11 protein-coding genes, 1 pseudogene and 1 other annotated feature are annotated in these 15,464 nt (G+C 64.7%); of the genes and pseudogenes, 9 read left to right on the forward strand and 3 right to left on the reverse strand.

Going from position 1 to position 15,464, the window contains the following annotated elements; all coding sequences use genetic code 11:
* Positions 1–384 precede the first annotated feature (384 nt).
* The 4 genes from AZOLI_RS31205 (at position 385) to AZOLI_RS14610 (ending at position 5,328) form a co-directional block, all read left to right on the forward strand.
* Complete coding sequence (locus AZOLI_RS31205) at positions 385–558, forward strand: hypothetical protein (protein WP_044551732.1); 174 nt, start codon at positions 385–387, stop codon at positions 556–558.
* Positions 559–642: 84 nt separating this feature from the next.
* Positions 643–1,874 (forward strand): IS3-like element ISAli4 family transposase gene (locus AZOLI_RS14600; RefSeq protein WP_085938476.1). Its coding sequence is split into 2 segments (ribosomal slippage): positions 643–937 and positions 937–1,874, totalling 1,233 coding nucleotides; the frame shifts between segments, so codons are not numbered across the junction.
* Positions 927–1,043: a sequence feature (AL1L pseudoknot), on the forward strand. (Overlaps the previous gene by 117 nt.)
* A gap of 593 nt (positions 1,875–2,467) precedes the next feature.
* Positions 2,468–3,244 carry a response regulator transcription factor gene (locus AZOLI_RS14605; protein ID WP_044551334.1) on the forward strand — a complete coding sequence of 259 codons (777 nt, stop codon included), beginning with the start codon at positions 2,468–2,470 and terminating at the stop codon, positions 3,242–3,244.
* Positions 3,245–3,324: 80 nt separating this feature from the next.
* Entirely contained in the window at positions 3,325–5,328 is a 2,004-nt protein-coding gene (locus AZOLI_RS14610; RefSeq protein WP_044551337.1) for a sensor histidine kinase, read from the forward strand.
* Positions 5,329–5,393: 65 nt separating this feature from the next.
* Here AZOLI_RS14610 and AZOLI_RS14615 read toward each other — a convergent pair whose 3' ends face one another.
* The 3 genes and pseudogenes from AZOLI_RS14615 to AZOLI_RS32890 form a co-directional block, all read right to left on the reverse strand.
* Positions 5,394–6,395, reverse strand: coding sequence for an IS110 family transposase (locus AZOLI_RS14615; protein WP_275451546.1), 1,002 nt, complete (start codon positions 6,393–6,395; stop codon positions 5,394–5,396).
* A 1-nt stretch (position 6,396) separates the two neighbouring features.
* Positions 6,397–6,579 (reverse strand): annotated as a pseudogene (locus tag AZOLI_RS33820) (IS110 family transposase); the annotation flags it as partial.
* A 693-nt stretch (positions 6,580–7,272) separates the two neighbouring features.
* Positions 7,273–7,446, reverse strand: coding sequence for a hypothetical protein (locus AZOLI_RS32890; RefSeq protein ID WP_014187939.1), 174 nt, complete (start codon positions 7,444–7,446; stop codon positions 7,273–7,275).
* Between the two features lie 844 nt (positions 7,447–8,290).
* Here AZOLI_RS32890 and AZOLI_RS14625 point away from each other — a divergent pair.
* The 5 genes from AZOLI_RS14625 to AZOLI_RS33630 all read left to right on the forward strand — a co-directional run bounded on the left by AZOLI_RS14625 (position 8,291) and on the right by AZOLI_RS33630 (position 15,368).
* Positions 8,291–8,953 (forward strand): hypothetical protein, encoded by a 663-nt coding sequence (locus AZOLI_RS14625; RefSeq protein WP_014187940.1) that lies wholly within the window; start codon positions 8,291–8,293, stop codon positions 8,951–8,953.
* Between the two features lie 28 nt (positions 8,954–8,981).
* Positions 8,982–9,854 carry a response regulator transcription factor gene (locus tag AZOLI_RS14630; RefSeq protein WP_081505964.1) on the forward strand — a complete coding sequence of 291 codons (873 nt, stop codon included), beginning with the start codon at positions 8,982–8,984 and terminating at the stop codon, positions 9,852–9,854.
* On the forward strand, positions 9,835–11,442 hold the full coding sequence (locus tag AZOLI_RS14635) for a sensor histidine kinase (RefSeq protein ID WP_014187942.1): 1,608 nt from the start codon (positions 9,835–9,837) through the stop codon (positions 11,440–11,442). Before AZOLI_RS14630 ends, AZOLI_RS14635 begins: the two co-directional genes overlap by 20 nt.
* A 160-nt stretch (positions 11,443–11,602) precedes the next feature.
* Positions 11,603–12,097, forward strand: a complete 495-nt coding sequence (locus AZOLI_RS14640) for an Lrp/AsnC ligand binding domain-containing protein (RefSeq protein ID WP_014187943.1) — start codon at positions 11,603–11,605, stop codon at positions 12,095–12,097.
* A 274-nt stretch (positions 12,098–12,371) separates the two neighbouring features.
* The gene (locus tag AZOLI_RS33630; RefSeq protein WP_014187944.1) at positions 12,372–15,368 is read left to right on the forward strand and encodes a methyl-accepting chemotaxis protein; all 2,997 of its coding nucleotides are present in this window, start codon (positions 12,372–12,374) and stop codon (positions 15,366–15,368) included.
* Positions 15,369–15,464: the final 96 nt, after the last annotated feature.

Below are 15,464 nucleotides of genomic sequence, written 5' to 3' on the forward strand. Positions count from 1 at the left end.
ACAATGGAGGTCTCGCGCTAACTCATCGCCCCAAAGAAAAAACCATCAACTCGCAACCTATTCAGAATAATAAAAAGAAATTTCACCGTAAAACAAACCGCGTGGCACCAATATTTTAATATTAAATCGATGAAATTCTGATTGTTCACAAAATTTTATTTATAGCATATTAATATAATTGGAAAATAATCAAAATATAGTTGAAAGTCAACCAACAGAATCTGACTTTTTATTGTTATGATTCAAGGTATTCCATCGGGATCCGTCAGGATTCGTTGGGTTTTGGGTTCGGATTTGGGGGCTTGGTCGCAGAGGCGCGTTGTTGCACGGATGGATCTGGTGGGGTAAGCCATGGCCCGTTGTTCGTCAGCCGGATTTCCCGCGATGCCGGACAAGGTGAACGCCGATCGTCGCCATCACATCTCGCGACCGAAGCGGAAGGTGACGAACTGGGCCGAGTACGATGCATCGCTGCGCCGGCGCGGCAGCCTGACCGTCTGGGTCTCCGACGAGGCGATCGCGCATTGGAAGGCGGCGCCGCGCAGCACGCCGGGCTGACAGCCCAGCTGCTCCGACCTGGCGATCGCACTGAACCGCCCCGGGTTTGTCGGAGGCCCCATTTCCTGAGAGGATGGGGTCCTCATGACGAAACAGGCATCACCCAAATACGCCCCTGAAGTGCGCGAGCGCGCGGTTCGGATGGTGTTCGAGCACGAAGGCGAGCATGCCTCGCAGTGGGCGGCGATCAGTTCGATCGCGGCGAAGATCGGCTGCACTCCGGAAACGCTGCGGGGCTGGGTCCGGCAGGCCGAGCGTGACCAGGGCAAGCGGCCGGGGCCGACAACGGACGAGCAGGAACGGATCAAGGCTTTGGAGCGTGAGGTGCGGGAGCTGCGCCAGGCGAATGAGATCCTACGCAAGGCGTCGGCGTATTTCGCCCAGGCGGAGCTCGACCGCCCGTTCCGGAAATGATCGCCTTCATCGACGCGCACCGCGCCGTTCACGGGGTCGAGCCGATCTGCCGAGTGCTGCCGATCGCCCCGTCCACCTATTACGCCCATGCCGCCCGACAGGCCGATCCGTCCAAGGCGCCGGCCCGTTCGCGAAGCGACGCAGTGCTGAGGGAGGCTATCCGGCGGGTCTGGGACGCGAACTTCCAGGTCTATGGGGTACGTAAAGTTTGGCGGCAGTTGCGGCGGGAGGGTATCGACGTGGCACGCTGCACAGTGGCTCGACTGATGAAGCAGATGGGCTTGAAAGGAGCGATGCGTGGCAAGGTGGTGCGCACCACGATCAGCGACCGGGCGGCGTCATGCCCTGCTGACCGGGTGAACCGCCAATTCCAGGCGCCACGCCCAAACGCCCTGTGGTTGGCCGATTTCACGTACGTATCGACATGGCAGGGCTTCGTCTACGTGGCCTTCGTCATCGACGCCTTCGCGCGCCGCATCGTGGGCTGGCGGGTGTCCAGCACAGCCCACGCCGGCTTCGTTCTGGATGCGCTCGAACAGGCACTTCACGACCGCCGACCGGCCAAGGGCAGCGGCCTCATCCATCACTCCGACAGGGGATCGCAATACGTTGCGATTCGCTACACCGAGCGTCTCACCGAAGCTGGGGTCGAGCCTTCCGTGGGCAGCGTTGGCGATTCCTACGATAACGCGTTGGCCGAGACCATCAACGGTCTCTACAAGACCGAGGTGATCCGGCGCCGCGGGCCATGGCGCACCTTGGAGGCTGTCGAGTTCGCCACTCTGGAATGGGTCGACTGGTTCAACCACCGGCGCCTCCTCGAACCCATCGGCAACACTCCGCCCGCCGAGGCCGAAGCGCGCTACTATGCTCAAACCGAGGACGTCGCCATGGCGGCGTGATTTAACACAAATGGTCTCCGGGAAAACCGGCGCGGTTCACACCGGCCTTGATGCCGCCCGCTGTGTTTCGGCTGGCACTGCGCCAGACTGAAGGGCTGATCGCCTCCGTCCTGCTGCTGCTTGGCCTCGACCGACCGGTGCCGGAGCCCGCAAGGGCCAGCGCAGCTACCATTCCACCATCGCCCGGCATGCCAGAACGGACCGCCACATCCAGGTGATTGCCGAGACCAGCCGGATGGCGTGGCAGACGGCCAGCAGGCACAATCAAAAGGAGAAGCTCGATGACATATCGGCCACTGTAAGCAGGTGCTCGGACCTGCGTTGCGCTTCCATACCGACGACGCTCAAGCGGCGGAGGTGGCCATCGGCGTCGTGGTCCTCAACCGCCCCCGACCTCGGACGCGCGAACTCTGTCCGCGTCGCCTGATCAGCACTGGGGCTGGGGCAAAATCTTGCCCTTCTCTCCTCGATGCAACACGTCGCTCCCCTTCCCAGCGCCGGCTGCCCGACTCATACCGAGACCTGCTGCTCAATATGGACACTGGCGGCCAAGCTCTGTATTTTTTTATCAAATTGTAGGAGCCTATCATTTCATGTTGGAGCCGTATGTCAGTGGTCATCACGAGCGATCTATAGTCATCGTGGAAGACGACCCAGACCTTCAGGCTCTTTTGGTGCAGAGCCTCGCGCTTCAGGGCTTCCGTGTCGAAGCAGTCGGCTCCGCACTTGAGCTGTACCGGCTTCTTGGGCAGCGCAAAGTTGACGTTGTCATCGTCGATCTTGGGCTTCCCGATTTGGACGGCATGGAAATCGCCCGTTTTCTGCGCCAGCAGACAGCAATTGGGATCATCGCCATTACGGCGAATACTGCGCCCGACACACGTCTGCGCTTCTTTGAAAATGGTGCCGATTTGTTCTTTGCCAAGCCGATCGACTGCCGCGAGTTGGCCGTTGCCGCCCGTGGATTAATCCAGCGACTGCGGGCTACATCAGTTCCCGCGCACCCCGAGGCAGCGGTGACCGTCATCCCTGCCCCGGCGCCAGTCCCCGTGCCGGACAGCCAGGGGCCTCATTGGCTGATCGACAACAGCGGTTGGACGATCTCGGCCCCTGGCGGTCAACCGATGCATTTATCCGCCAAAGAGATGCGCCTCGTCACTATTTTGTGCCGATCACCAGGGGAGCCGGTGATCCGTGAGGTCTTGCACGACGCTTTGGGCTACGCGAACAACCTGGACGGTGACCGTGCGCTGGAAGCCCTCGTTCGGCGGCTCCGCAGCAAGCTCAAACTGGTAGGCGACGACACCACGCCGATCCAGACTGTCCATGGGGTGGGTTATCTGTTTTCAGCCCCGGTGGTGATACGATAGGGAGTCGGTTGCCATTTATGCCGCTACATCAGCTTCCGAACAGACAAACTGCGTCGCGAACTCGCCTTTGGCTGTGGGCGATGGCACTGCTGCTGTTGGCGGGGATGGTTTCGGCCAGGGCAGAGGAACCGGGCTATCGCCAACCGCCCATCGATCTGGTGGCTGCCCAGACCCCACTGTCGATATCCGGGCATTTGGAAGCGATGCGGGATCCGACGGGTCAGATGACGCTTGCCGATGCGCTTTCAGCGACCTTCCTCCCGATTCCCCTGACCCTTGGCGCGGGATACACATCGGATGCGGTTTGGGTCCGCTTTCGTCTGCGTCAACCTGGGCCTGATGCCGGGCACTGGATTCTGGACCTGCTTCCGCCGATTATCGATCGAATAGACCTTTATATCGCGACGACGGACAAGCCCCATGGACCCGAGGATTTTCAGCGGCAATCCGTCGGATCCATGGTGCCGGTCCCCGAGCACCGAGTGGCCAACAGCAATTTGCTGGTTTCCTTCAATCTGCCGCCCGGTGCCGTACGGGACGTGTACGCGCGCGTCACCAGTGCGACGGTGGTCAGTTTCCGCGGCGCCATCTTTGATGATCGGTCGTTGACGGCGACAGTATCAAACCATTCCCTGTTTCATGGCCTGATATACGGCTCTTTTGCTCTGGTTTTTATCTTTAATGTGCTCTGGTTTATCTGGCTGCGAGAAAGATTGAATCTGTACTACGCTGGATACGTCCTGTCACTTCTTATCAATCACATGGCCATCAGCAATACATTGGCGTCGCTGATGCCCGAGACCTTCGCGCCGACATCGAAGCTATGGATGTCGATCAGCAACGCAACCAGCTTGACCTGCGGGGCGCTCTTCGTCGTCACTTTCCTTCGGCTTCGGGAGAAAGCACCATGGGGGCGAGCCACCATTCTCACCCTCGGCGCGTTGTGCCCGTTGACCGTCATCCCGGTCCTTTTCGGCGATTATCGATCGGGGGCCACGGCTGGCCAGTTCATTGGTTTGGCCCTCATCATCGCCGATACGTCTTTCAGCATTAAGCTGGCTTTGCGTGGCGACATCCTGGCCCGGCGTTTTCTGATCGCTTTTGCGCCGGCCTTGTGCGGTGGTGGTGTCTCGATCATGCGAGCCCTCGGGCTGATTCCGAACACTTGGTGGACCGAACAGTTCTACTTTATCGCCAGCCTTCTCCATATCGTGTTGATGAACATCTCGATGATGACCCGGATGCGTGACGCGGAGAACGCCCGACGGGAGGCTCAGGCGACGGCCCTGGCGGCTTCACATGCGGCTGAAGAACGTGCGCTGCGGATCATTGACGAGCAGACCCGCGAATTGGTGAGCGCCAAACGCGAGGTGGAGGCGGCTCTCGCTGCCGAGCGGCAGGCTGCCAAGGACCAGATCCAGTTCATCGACATGATCGGGCATGAATACCGCACACCGATGTCGGTGATCCGCGCCGGTATCGACGTCATGGAATTGAGCGCGGCAGTGCCCGGTCCATCACAAACGACGTTGCTGGATCGCATGCGCCGGTCTGCTGATCGCCTTGTCGAACTGATCGAAGTTGGGTTGCAGCGTGATCGCTTCGACCAACCAAGCCTTGCGGTTGATCTGCGTCCTCTCGACCTCGCCCGGTTGGCGCGGGACGTCGTCATGGAACTGCCGCCCGACGGCCCCGATGTGCTGGTCCATGCCCCGGAACCGGTGCCGGTGCATGCCGATCTGCTTTTGTTGCGCACTGTCGTCATCAATCTTCTCGACAACGCCCAAAAATACGGTGGTGTCGAAAAGCCGATCGAGATCACAGTTGGCATAGAGGACTCTATTGCCATCTTCCGTATCACCGACCGAGGACCAGGGATCCCGCCGTCGGTTATCCCGCACATCTTTGACAAGTATTATCGTGCCCCTAGAGCACGCACCGTTGTCGGCATAGGGCTGGGTCTTTACCTGGCCCATAAGATTGCCATACTGCACAAGGGTAAGCTGGAACTCGAGTCAGGGGACCCGGGACAGTGCATGTTCCGCCTGTGTTTGCCGGTTTTCGCCAATCCTGTAGAGGGGTGACGCCATAGATACCGTGGCGTATGTGAAGCGACAAAGCGGGTTGGGGCCAGACCGGCCGCTGGGGCTCAGGCGGTCGTCTCCTGAGGTGGTGAGGGCGACCAGGCGCGCCGCTGTTTGGCGACGGTCCAGACGGCGACCATCAGCTTGCGCATCGCGGCGATCAGCGCGACCTTGCCCGGTTTTCCGCGGGTACGCAGGCCATCGTAGAAGGCGCGTAGCCAGGGACTGGCTTGCACCGCGTGAAGTGTTGGCATCCACAGCGCCCGCCGCAAGGCCGCCTTGCCGATCGGCGACAGCCCCGCCCGCTTCGGCGTTTGTTTGCCGGAGTGCTTGAGGGCCGGAACGAGGCCAATGTAGGAGGCCAAAGCATCCGGCGAGCGGAACCGCGCGGGATCGTCGAGCTCGGCCACCAGACGCGCCGCCGTTGTCGTGCCAATTCCTTCGATGGAGGTCAGCAGACGACCGACCTGATGATCGTCGAGCAACGTCTCGATCATCGCGTCGATGGCGAGAAGCCGGGTGCGCCAGAGCGCCAGATCCTCGCAAGCATGCCGGTTCCGCACGCGATAGACATCGCCGCTCTGGGCGGCCACGGTCTGTTTGGCGGCGGCGATCAGCTGGCGCGCCAACGCGTCGCCAACGAGGTGCCGCGGTCCGTTGCGCAGCTTGGCCAGACGCCGGGGCATGGCGGCGGCGACATCCGTCGCGGTCGGGAACGCTTTCAGGATCGTCAGGGCGAGTGCCGTGTCCAGCAGGGCGACATGGTGCTTGAACTCGGGGAAAGGGAGGTCCAGCAGGCGATGGAGTTGCCGCACGCGGTCGCCGCAGTCTTGGACAAGGCGGTCGCGATGACGGACCAGTTCGCGCAACTGCTCGGTGGCCTGATCAGGCAAGGTTGCCGGCAGTGGCCGCTTCTGCTGGCCGAGGCGGGCGAGCCCCAGGGCGTCGAGTGCGTCGGTCTTGGTGCGCATCAGCGCTTCCTGCTGGAAGCGGGCGGACTGCAGCGGGTGGAGGACGGCCACCGGTAGGTCGCGGGCGACCAGCGCGGCGGCGAGGTTTTTTCCAATAGTGTCCGGTGGCTTCCAGCACGACGAGCTGAATCAATGCCAGCCGCTCAAGCTCGGCGAACAGTGCGGTATGTCCCGCTTGGTCCGCGGTGAAACGGAACGGCTTGCACACCGTTGAGCCTTGATCGTTCACCGCGGCGGCGGCATGGACTTCCGCGTCGATGTCGATGCCAACGAAGGTCATGGCGTCCCTCCTGTCATTACGGGCCGCGAAGAGCCTCGGAGCCGTTACCGGCACCTGTCCTTGTGAATGCGGCGCCCGCGGCGGGTCGGTGCCGATGCGTCGTGATACCGTGCGGGTCCCGGGGCAACGGACGAGGGTGCCAATCTATGGCGCGGGGCCGAACTCCGGAACGGGCGACGACACCCCTCTTCCGAACCCACCCCTCTCAACCGCGGGGCAGCCAGAAGGGCGGACACAGAACATACAAGAACGGGCTCGACTTTTCGCACTCTGGGACTCTGGTCCTTTCAGGTTCGGATCCAGAAGGCCGGTTCGTCCAAGATAAAGACGAGAGCTTCGTAGAGGTCGAGCATCCATATGCCTGTGGTGTTGTTGTTGGAGATCCACTGAATACATGTGGTGAGCCGTCTCGTTTCCCATCCATATCAGATCGTAACCGCCAAGAACTGTCGCTCTCGGCTATTGCGTGCCCCCGCAACCACCGACAGTTGACAGCCCGCCTCCAACGAGGCGGGCTGTCGGCGTTTCGGGTCCGCCTCGGCGCACGCCTCCAGGATCGCCAGCAGGTCGCCATGAAGCTGCGCCTCCAGCCCAGCGCCCGAGGGGCAGGGGGACAGCACGAGTACGCATCCCGGTCGGTCCGCTGGATGAAATGGGACGGCGCAACGCCCGTAAGCGCCTTGCCGCTCCATTTCATCCGCCGCGCGCCCTCGACATCAGGTAACGGCCGCCGAGAACCGCCAGGGCCCCCAGCAGCAGGATGAGCAGCACGATCATCGCCACCCCGCCGAGAAGGGCACCGAGGGTGTCCCAGAATCCGATCTGGGCAATCACGATCGCAAGGATCAGCAGCAGGATCAGTGGCATGCTTCAGCTCCATTCGCCGGGACGGATCATGTCTGGAAAGAACTGGCGCCGCGCCCATCGGTTCCCTGGGCCGTGCTCCATCGGGCGGCATCGGGCAGTGGCGCGGTCCTCTGCATGGCCTCGCCATATCGGCCGGATAGCGGGACTTCTAAATTGTACGTAATACAAACTTGACCGCGCCGTCCGTCCGGCGCATGATGACTGCCGTGATGGATGGTGCCGAAAATGCATTGTTCCCACGACGCCGACCGGCCTGACGGCCGGCCGGAACCACGGCTGGAGTTCCAGAGGCAACGCCTTGCGGCCGCTGTGATGCGCGCCGACGAATGACCTGTTGCCCGTCCGGCTGAGCGGCGGCGGAGCCATACCCGGGTGGCTCCGCCGCCGATTGTTTTTTGGGCCGGCTGTTTTTGGCCTTCCGCCCGCGACGGCCTCATTCCCGTCCGATCCCGGCCATCTTCCCGCCTCATTCCTGTCACGTCCTGTCGCCCTCCGCCTGTACCCCACAAAGCGGTCGACGTAGAATGGACTTGACCAGATTGCATACCACTTTTGAGCAAAGCACGGGGAGTTGCCTGTCTCATTCGCTCGAAATTCAAACGAAACTCCGCAAAATATTGGTAGTCTTTCGCAAAATGGGGGTATCTGCTGTGGCTTTAACGCGCCATTAACCAGGATAGACTGATTTTATGGTCATCGGACGCGGTCAACTCCAACTCAGACGCGAAGTGAATTTTGCGAACGGATGGAAATGGCCGGTTCCCGTGTTCATGCCGCCATAGCCGACCGCCTCGTGTTTGTCCCTCAAGTTCTTGCCCCTCCAGTTTTTGAAAGGCTCGCCCCCATGACCGTGCCGGCAGTCCTCCGCGATGTGGCGCAGTTCGGCGCCTACGCCGCCGGCCGGGGCCGACATGCGGGCCTGCTGGTCGCGGTCCTGCTGCTGGCCGGCTGCCCGGCCAACACGGTCGGGCCGGGATGGGGCGGACCCGATTTGTCGGCAGCCAACCCGAAGGCCCGTCCGGCTTCCCCGCCGGTGCCCAAGCAGAAGCCGGTCCGCAAGAGTCCCGACGCCGCATCGCTGGCGCCGACCCTGCCGCTGCCGCAGCCGGGTCCCCCGGTGACGAACGGCGACGTGGCGGCGGCCGGCATGGATGCCAACACGGCCGCCACCCAGCTGGCGGCCGTGGGGCAGACGCCCACCCCTCCCGCAACCGCCAACGCCGACCCCGACAGCCTTGTCGGGCTGGACGAAGTCCAGACTCTCAACCTCCTGGGGTCCCCTGTTGCAAGGGAAGAGGCGCCTCCCGCCAAAATCTGGCGGTATTCCAAGGGTGACTGCACCCTCAAGGTCTTCTTCTTCATGGATATGACCTCGTCCCAGGACTTCCGCGCCCTCTCCTACGATATGAAGAGCAGCCAAAATGTCCCTGACGCCGACCACCGATGCTTCGCCCAACTCCTCGCTCACGCTGACGCAGGGCGCCCTGTCCGCGCCGGGGTTCAGTAAGGCGGAGTCGAACAAGGGAATGTCAGCAATGACCGAACCGACCATTGGCCGCATCGCCCTGGTGGACGACGACGATCTGTTCCGTGAGTCGCTCAGCCTCAACCTCGGCGATGAGGGATACGAGGTCATCACCTTCGACCGCGGCGAGCCGGCGCTCGATTTCTTCGCCGGCGGCGGGTCTGTCGACATCGTCCTGCTGGACTGGCGCATGCCCAAGCTTGACGGCATCGACGTCCTGCGCCAGATGCGCGCCCGCGGCATCGCCACCCCGGTCATCTTCCTGACCGTGCTGTCCGACCAGATTTATGAGGAGGCGGCGCTGGCCGGCGGCGCGCTGGACTTCGTGGAGAAGTCCCGCAGCCTGTCGATCCTGCTGAAGCGCATGCGCCTGATCCTGGACGGCACCAAGGGCGATGCGGTCAAGGGTGCCGACGAGGCGGAGGCCGGCGGCGCCGCCACCATGCATCGCCTGGGCGAGCTGGAGCTGCGCCTGGACAACAGCCGCGCCTTCTGGAAGGGCAAGCGCATCGACCTGACGCTGACCGAGTTCAACATCGTCAAGCTGATGTCGACCCGCCCGGAAGAGGATGTGTCCTACCGCGAGATCTACGACCTCGTCCACGGCAAGGGCTTCGTCGCCGGCTACGGCCCGTCGGGCTACCGCGCCAACGTCCGCGCCTTCATCAAGCGCATCCGCCAGAAGTTCCGCTCGGTCGACGCCAGCTTCGCCTGCATCGAGAATTACCCGGGCTTCGGCTATCGCTGGGGCAAGGGTGAGAACCCGGCCGGCCAGGGTGGCGACGAGGACGGCGTGGACAATGCCCCGGGCACCGGCACGCGCAATGGCCAGCGCGGTGGAATGAGCGAGGACATGCTGATCGATGGCGCTGCTGCCGAGTGACCTCGCGATGCGGGCGCCCAGACAAGCGTCCGCCCGCCTGCTTTGGCTGTGGCGTTCGATGGCGAGCCGCCTGGTGCTGCTCACCGTCGTCTTCGTCGCCGTGCCGGTCCTGCTCTACGACCAGTTCCAGCGCGCCGACGAGGCCTCGCAGCAGCTCCTGCTGAAGAGCGCCCAGCGCCAGGGCGAGCTGATCGCCCGCGCTCTCGAACCGGAGCTTCTGGGCGTCGACCGCACGGCGCTGCCCAGCCTCAGCAGCGCGCTGGCCCGCTACGGCGACGACCGCACCCGGCTGAAGCTGCTGGTGCGGCCGCGCGTGGCGGCCACCGGGACCGCGGCGGTCAGGACCGGACCGGAACCCTTCTTCTATGTCGCGGCGGCGCCCAGCCTGTCGACTACCGACATCGATGCCGAACGGCGCCTGCTGCTCGAACAGGGGGTGCTGGACCGGCTGGGGTCGAGCTGCGCCGGCAACTCCACGTTGGCGATGCGCGTTCCCCATGCCGAAGGCGGGGAGGAGGTGCTGTCCTCCATCACCCCGATCAAGACCAGTTTCGGCTGCTGGGCGCTGGTGACCAGCCACGCCACCGAAGCCTACATCTCCTCCTCCATCGGCCGTCCCTATTGGAGCACGCCGGCGGTCCAGGCCGCCGCGGCGATCTATCTGGCGATGGCGGCGCTGGTGCTGGCGGTGCTCGCCGGCATCTGGCGCAACCTGAACCGCTTCGGCGATCTGGCCCGCCGCATCGTCGGCGGCGAGGATACCCCCGACCATCAGGACCGCAGCGCCTCCTTCGCCGCACGCAACACCGTGCCGGAACTGGCCGGGGTGGCGGAGGATTTCGACCGTCTCGTTTCCACCCTGCGCGACAGCGCCCAGTCGCTGCGCCGCGCGGCGGAGGACAACGCCCACGCCTTCAAGACGCCGATCGCCGTCATCCGCCAGTCGGTGGAGCCGCTGCGTCGCGCCCTGCCGGCGGAGAACGCCCGCAGCCAGCGCGCGCTGACGATGATCGAGAAGTCGCTGGACAAGCTGGACGGCCTCGTCTCCTTCGCCCGCCGCATGGACGAGGCGGCGGCCGACCTGCTGGCGCCTGCGCGCCGCCGCGTCGACCTGTCATCGCTGGTGGAGCGGATGGCCGGCGGTTATACCGGCCTGCTGGCTGAACAGCGCCTGCACATGCGCTCGCGCATCGATGCCGGGCTGGTGGTGCGGGCCAGCGAGGAGACGCTGGAGACCATCGTCGAGAATCTGGTGGAGAACGCCGTCAGCTTCTCGCCGGCCGATTCCGCCGTCAGCGTCCGCCTGACCCGCAACGGCCGCTGGGCCGAGCTGGTGGTGGACGACGAAGGGCCGGGCGTCGATCCCGCCAACCTGGAGCGCATCTTCGAGCGTTACTTCTCCCACCGCGAACCCGGCCGCGGCATGCCGGAGGACGAATCGGCCGCCCATCTGGCCGGGGCCGCGCATTTCGGCATCGGCCTGTGGATCGTCCGCCGCAACATCGAGGCCTTCGGCGGCCGCGTCAGCGCGGAAAACCGCCCGACCGGCGGGCTGCGCATGACGGTGATGCTGCCGCTGGCGGCGTGACGGGGGGCGCATGACGGGGGCGCATGACGGGGGGCCGGCGCCGGCAAACAGGCTTCGGAGTGGCGCCGTCATCGCCGTTCCTGCTATGGTCGGTTCCGCGGTGGCCCCGTTCTTTGCCCGAAGATCGGGGCGGCCAGCCGAACAGCATTCCGAGCCGCCGATGGACCGCAGCCTCGATTCCACCGACATCAAGATCCTGCGTGAGCTGCAGGAGGATGGACGCCTCAGCAATGTCGAGCTGGCCCGCCGCATCAACCTGAGCCCGGCCGCCTGCCTGGAGCGGGTGAAGCGGCTGCAGGCGGACGGCATCATCCAGCGCTATGTCGCGCTGCTTGACCCGCACCGGCTGGAGGCCGGGATGCTGGTCTTCGTCGAGGTGGTGCTGGACCGCACCACGCCCGATAATTTCGACGACTTCAAGGCCACCGTGCTGCGCATGCCGCAGATCATGGAATGCCACATGGTCGCCGGCGGCTTCGACTATCTGGTCAAGGCGCGGGTGCGCGACATGAACGAATACCGCCTGTTCCTGGGCGAACTGCTGTCCACCGCGCGGGGCGTGCGGGAAACCCACACCTATGCGGTGATGGAAGAGGTCAAGAGCGTCACCGCCATCCCGCTCGACGGACTGTCCGCCGGCTCGTTGCGCGGCTGAACAGTTAGACTGCATAGCTTTTGCCAGTTTGCACTGTGTGCCGCGCCCGCCATTCTTTTCCGGACGCATTTTGCGACGATCCACTCGGATGGAAACAGACCGGCCGTTGCGTTCCGCCCTCCAGGTTGTTTGATTGCTGACAATATCGGGCGGCATGCCGCTTGCATCGCACCGTCCGGTCCGGGGGGCGACGGACGTGATCGTCCGGCGCTGCCGAGCGCGCCTCCACGCCCGACCGTTTCCTGCGAGACTTTGGCTGGAGCGTAACCGCGTCATGCGCGTCAATACCCCGATCACCGACCGCGAGGTCCATCTGACCGACGGCGTTCCCCTGGTGTCGCGCACCGACACCGGCGGGCGGATCACCTTCGTGAACCAGGCTTTCGTCGAGATCAGCGGTTTCGAGGAACATGAGCTGATCGGCGCTCCGCACAACCTCGTCCGCCATCCGCATATGCCCAAGGAGGCCTTCGCCGATCTGTGGGCGACCGTGAAGTCGGGCCGGCCCTGGGAAGGGCTGGTGAAGAACCGGACCAAGTCCGGCGATTATTACTGGGTGCGCGCCAACGTCACCCCGGTGATCGAGAACGGTGCCGTCACCGGCTATATCTCCATCCGCTCGAAACCGTCGCGCGACGAGGTGGCGGCGGCCGATGCCCTGTATGCCGCCATGCGGGACGGTCGGGCGGCGGTGGCGCTGAGCCATGGCGCGCTCGTCCGCCGCAGCCGCGCGGCCCGGGCGGCCGCCAAGGCGTGGTCCAGCCTGTCCGGCCGTCTGGCCGGGGCCATGGTGCTGCTGATCCTGGCGATGCTGCTGGCCGGCTGGCTCGGCCTGGAGGGCATGGAGGCGTCCAACCGGTCGCTTCGCACGGTGTACGAGGACCGGACGGTTCCCGCCTATCAGATCGGCGAAATCCAGAATCTCGCCCGCGACAGCCGGCAGCGCCTGACCGATCTCGCCGCCGATCTTCAGGCTGGCGATCTTAAGGCAGGCAATCTTCAGGCGGGTAGGGGAACCGGCGACCTCGCCACCATCGAAGCGGACGTGGCTGCCAACACCGCCGCCATGCAGCAGCTGCTGACCGCCTATCTCGCCACCTACCTGACGCCGGAGGAGGCGGTCCTCGCCGACCGGTTCAAGCCGCTGGTGGGCTCCTATCTCCAGTCCGGCATCGGCCCGGCCATCGCCCTGGCGCGGGAGAAGAACGGGGCGGCGCTGGACGCCCATCTGCGCGGCACCGTCCGTCCCGCCTTCGCCGAACTGCGCCGGGTGTCGGACGCGCTGCTGGAACTGCAGATCCGGGTGGCGCGGGAGGAGTTCGACAAGGCAGAAGCCGACCACGGGCTTCGCATCGCCATGGTCGACACGGCGGTTCTGCTGAGCTGCCTGCTGGCCGCCCTGTTCGGCTGGCTGATCCTGCGCACGGTGCGCCGTCCGCTATCGGTCCTGGAACAGACGTTCGAGCGCATCGCCCGCGGCGCTCTCACCGATCCGATGACACCGATCGCCGTGCCGGAATTCGCCCGCGTGGCGTCCGAACTGAACGCGATGAAGGCGAAGCTGGCCTATAGCGCCCATGAGAAACACGAGACCGAACTGCGGCAGAAGGCGCTGACCCGCCAGGCTCTGCTGGAGACCTGCAAGTCGATCGAAAGCGACCTGGATGCGACCTGGATGGGGGTGGAACTGGCCAGCAACCGGGCCGGCGACGGCATTCAGCATCTGCTGCAGGCCCTGGGCGTGGTGCGGGAGAACACGATGGTGGTGTCGGCCGCTTCGGAGCAGGCCAGCGCCAACGCCCAGTCGGTCGCCGCCGCGACGGAGGAGCTGAACAGCGCCGGGCACGAGATCGCGCGGCAGGCGGCCCGCTCCAGCGAGGTGGCCCGGCGGGCGGTGGAAAGCGCCCGCGGTTCCGCCTCCGCCATCGGCCAGATGGAACTGGCGACGGAGGAGATCGCCAAGGTCGCCAACCTGATCAACGCGATTGCCGGCCAGACCAACCTGCTGGCTCTGAACGCCACCATCGAGGCAGCGAGGGCAGGGGAGGCCGGCAAGGGCTTCGCCGTCGTCGCCAGCGAGGTGAAGGCGCTCGCCAACCAGACGGCGCGGGCGACCGAAGACATCGCCCGCCAGATCGACCAGCTGAAGCAGGCGGTCGGCGGCAGCGTCACGGCAATCCAGACCGTCATTTCCGTGATCGAGGAAATCGACGAGGCCGCCGCCGCCACCGCCGCCGCGGTGGAGGAGCAATCCGCCGCCAACGGGGAGATCGGGCGCAGCGCCACCAACTCGGCCGGCGGTGCCTCGCAGGTGTCGGTCAGCGTCCTCAGCATCCGCGATCAGGCCGACGGGATCACCGGCATCGCCACCGACGTCACCCGCCGGATGGCCGATACCCAGACCGCGGTCGCCGACCTGAAGCGCCGTCTGGTCATCGCCCTGCGCCAGTCGGTTGCCGGCGACCGCCGCCTGTCCGACCGCATCCCCTGCGAAGAGCCGGTCACGCTGGTCCTGGCCGGCGACCGCCGCGACACCACCATGCTGGATCTGTCGCTGGAGGGAATGCTGGTGGATGCCAAGGGGCTTCCGCCGCTTGCCGAGCAGATGCGGCTGACCGTCTCGCTGCGCGAGGTCGGCGACCTGCCGGCCGTCGTCGCCGGGATCAGCGACCTCGGGTTGCATCTGGCCTTCGACGAGCGGTCGGACGGTCAGGCGGACCGGCTGGGCCGGGCCTATCGCGCGATGGTGGAGGCGGACGCCGAGATCATCCGCACCGCGCAGGACACCGCGGCGGCCCTGTCCAAGGCGTTGGAAGGCGCTCTGTCCAGCGGCGCCATCGGGGAGGAGGCGCTGTTCTCCACCGACCTCACTCCCATTCCCGGCAGCGATCCCGAACAGGCGCTGGCCCCCTTCACCGAGCTGACCGACCGCCTGTTTCCGGCGATCCAGGAACCGGTCCTGGCCTCCAACCCCCGCTTTCAGCTTTGCGTGGCGACCAACAACATCGGCTATGTGCCGACCCACAACAGCCGCTATTCCGAGCCGCAACGGCCGGGCGACGTCGTCTGGAACACCGCCCATTGCCGCAACCGGCGCGTCTTCGCCGACCGCTCGGGCCTTGCCGCCGCACGCAACACCCGGCCGTTCCTGTTGCAGGCCTATCGCCGCGACATGGGCGGCGGCCAGATGGTGCGCCTGAAGGAGGTCGATGCGCCGATCGTCGTGCGCGGCAGGCACTGGGGCAATCTGCGGCTGGCCTATAGGTCCTGATTCCTCCTACAGCGTCGTGCGTTTAATATGAAACGCACGACGCTGTAGCTTTATGTTTGGCGATCGGATTCACGCTCCAAATCGATTCCGATTTTA

The organism is Azospirillum lipoferum 4B (assembly GCF_000283655.1).
Classification (GTDB): domain Bacteria; phylum Pseudomonadota; class Alphaproteobacteria; order Azospirillales; family Azospirillaceae; genus Azospirillum; species Azospirillum lipoferum_C.

What these genes read in the sequence shown, in the direction of transcription:
- AZOLI_RS31205 (WP_044551732.1), top strand. Translation starts at nt 385, where the DNA reads ATGCCGGACAAGGTGAACGCCGATCGTCGCCATCACATCTCGCGACCG.
- AZOLI_RS14610 (WP_044551337.1), top strand. Translation starts at nt 3,325, where the DNA reads ATGGCACTGCTGCTGTTGGCGGGGATGGTTTCGGCCAGGGCAGAGGAA.
- AZOLI_RS14605 (WP_044551334.1), top strand. Translation starts at nt 2,468, where the DNA reads ATGTTGGAGCCGTATGTCAGTGGTCATCACGAGCGATCTATAGTCATC.
- AZOLI_RS32890 (WP_014187939.1), bottom strand. Translation starts at nt 7,446, where the DNA reads ATGCCACTGATCCTGCTGCTGATCCTTGCGATCGTGATTGCCCAGATC.
- AZOLI_RS14625 (WP_014187940.1), top strand. Translation starts at nt 8,291, where the DNA reads ATGACCGTGCCGGCAGTCCTCCGCGATGTGGCGCAGTTCGGCGCCTAC.
- AZOLI_RS14640 (WP_014187943.1), top strand. Translation starts at nt 11,603, where the DNA reads ATGGACCGCAGCCTCGATTCCACCGACATCAAGATCCTGCGTGAGCTG.
- AZOLI_RS14635 (WP_014187942.1), top strand. Translation starts at nt 9,835, where the DNA reads ATGGCGCTGCTGCCGAGTGACCTCGCGATGCGGGCGCCCAGACAAGCG.
- AZOLI_RS14630 (WP_081505964.1), top strand. Translation starts at nt 8,982, where the DNA reads ATGACCGAACCGACCATTGGCCGCATCGCCCTGGTGGACGACGACGAT.
- AZOLI_RS33630 (WP_014187944.1), top strand. Translation starts at nt 12,372, where the DNA reads ATGCGCGTCAATACCCCGATCACCGACCGCGAGGTCCATCTGACCGAC.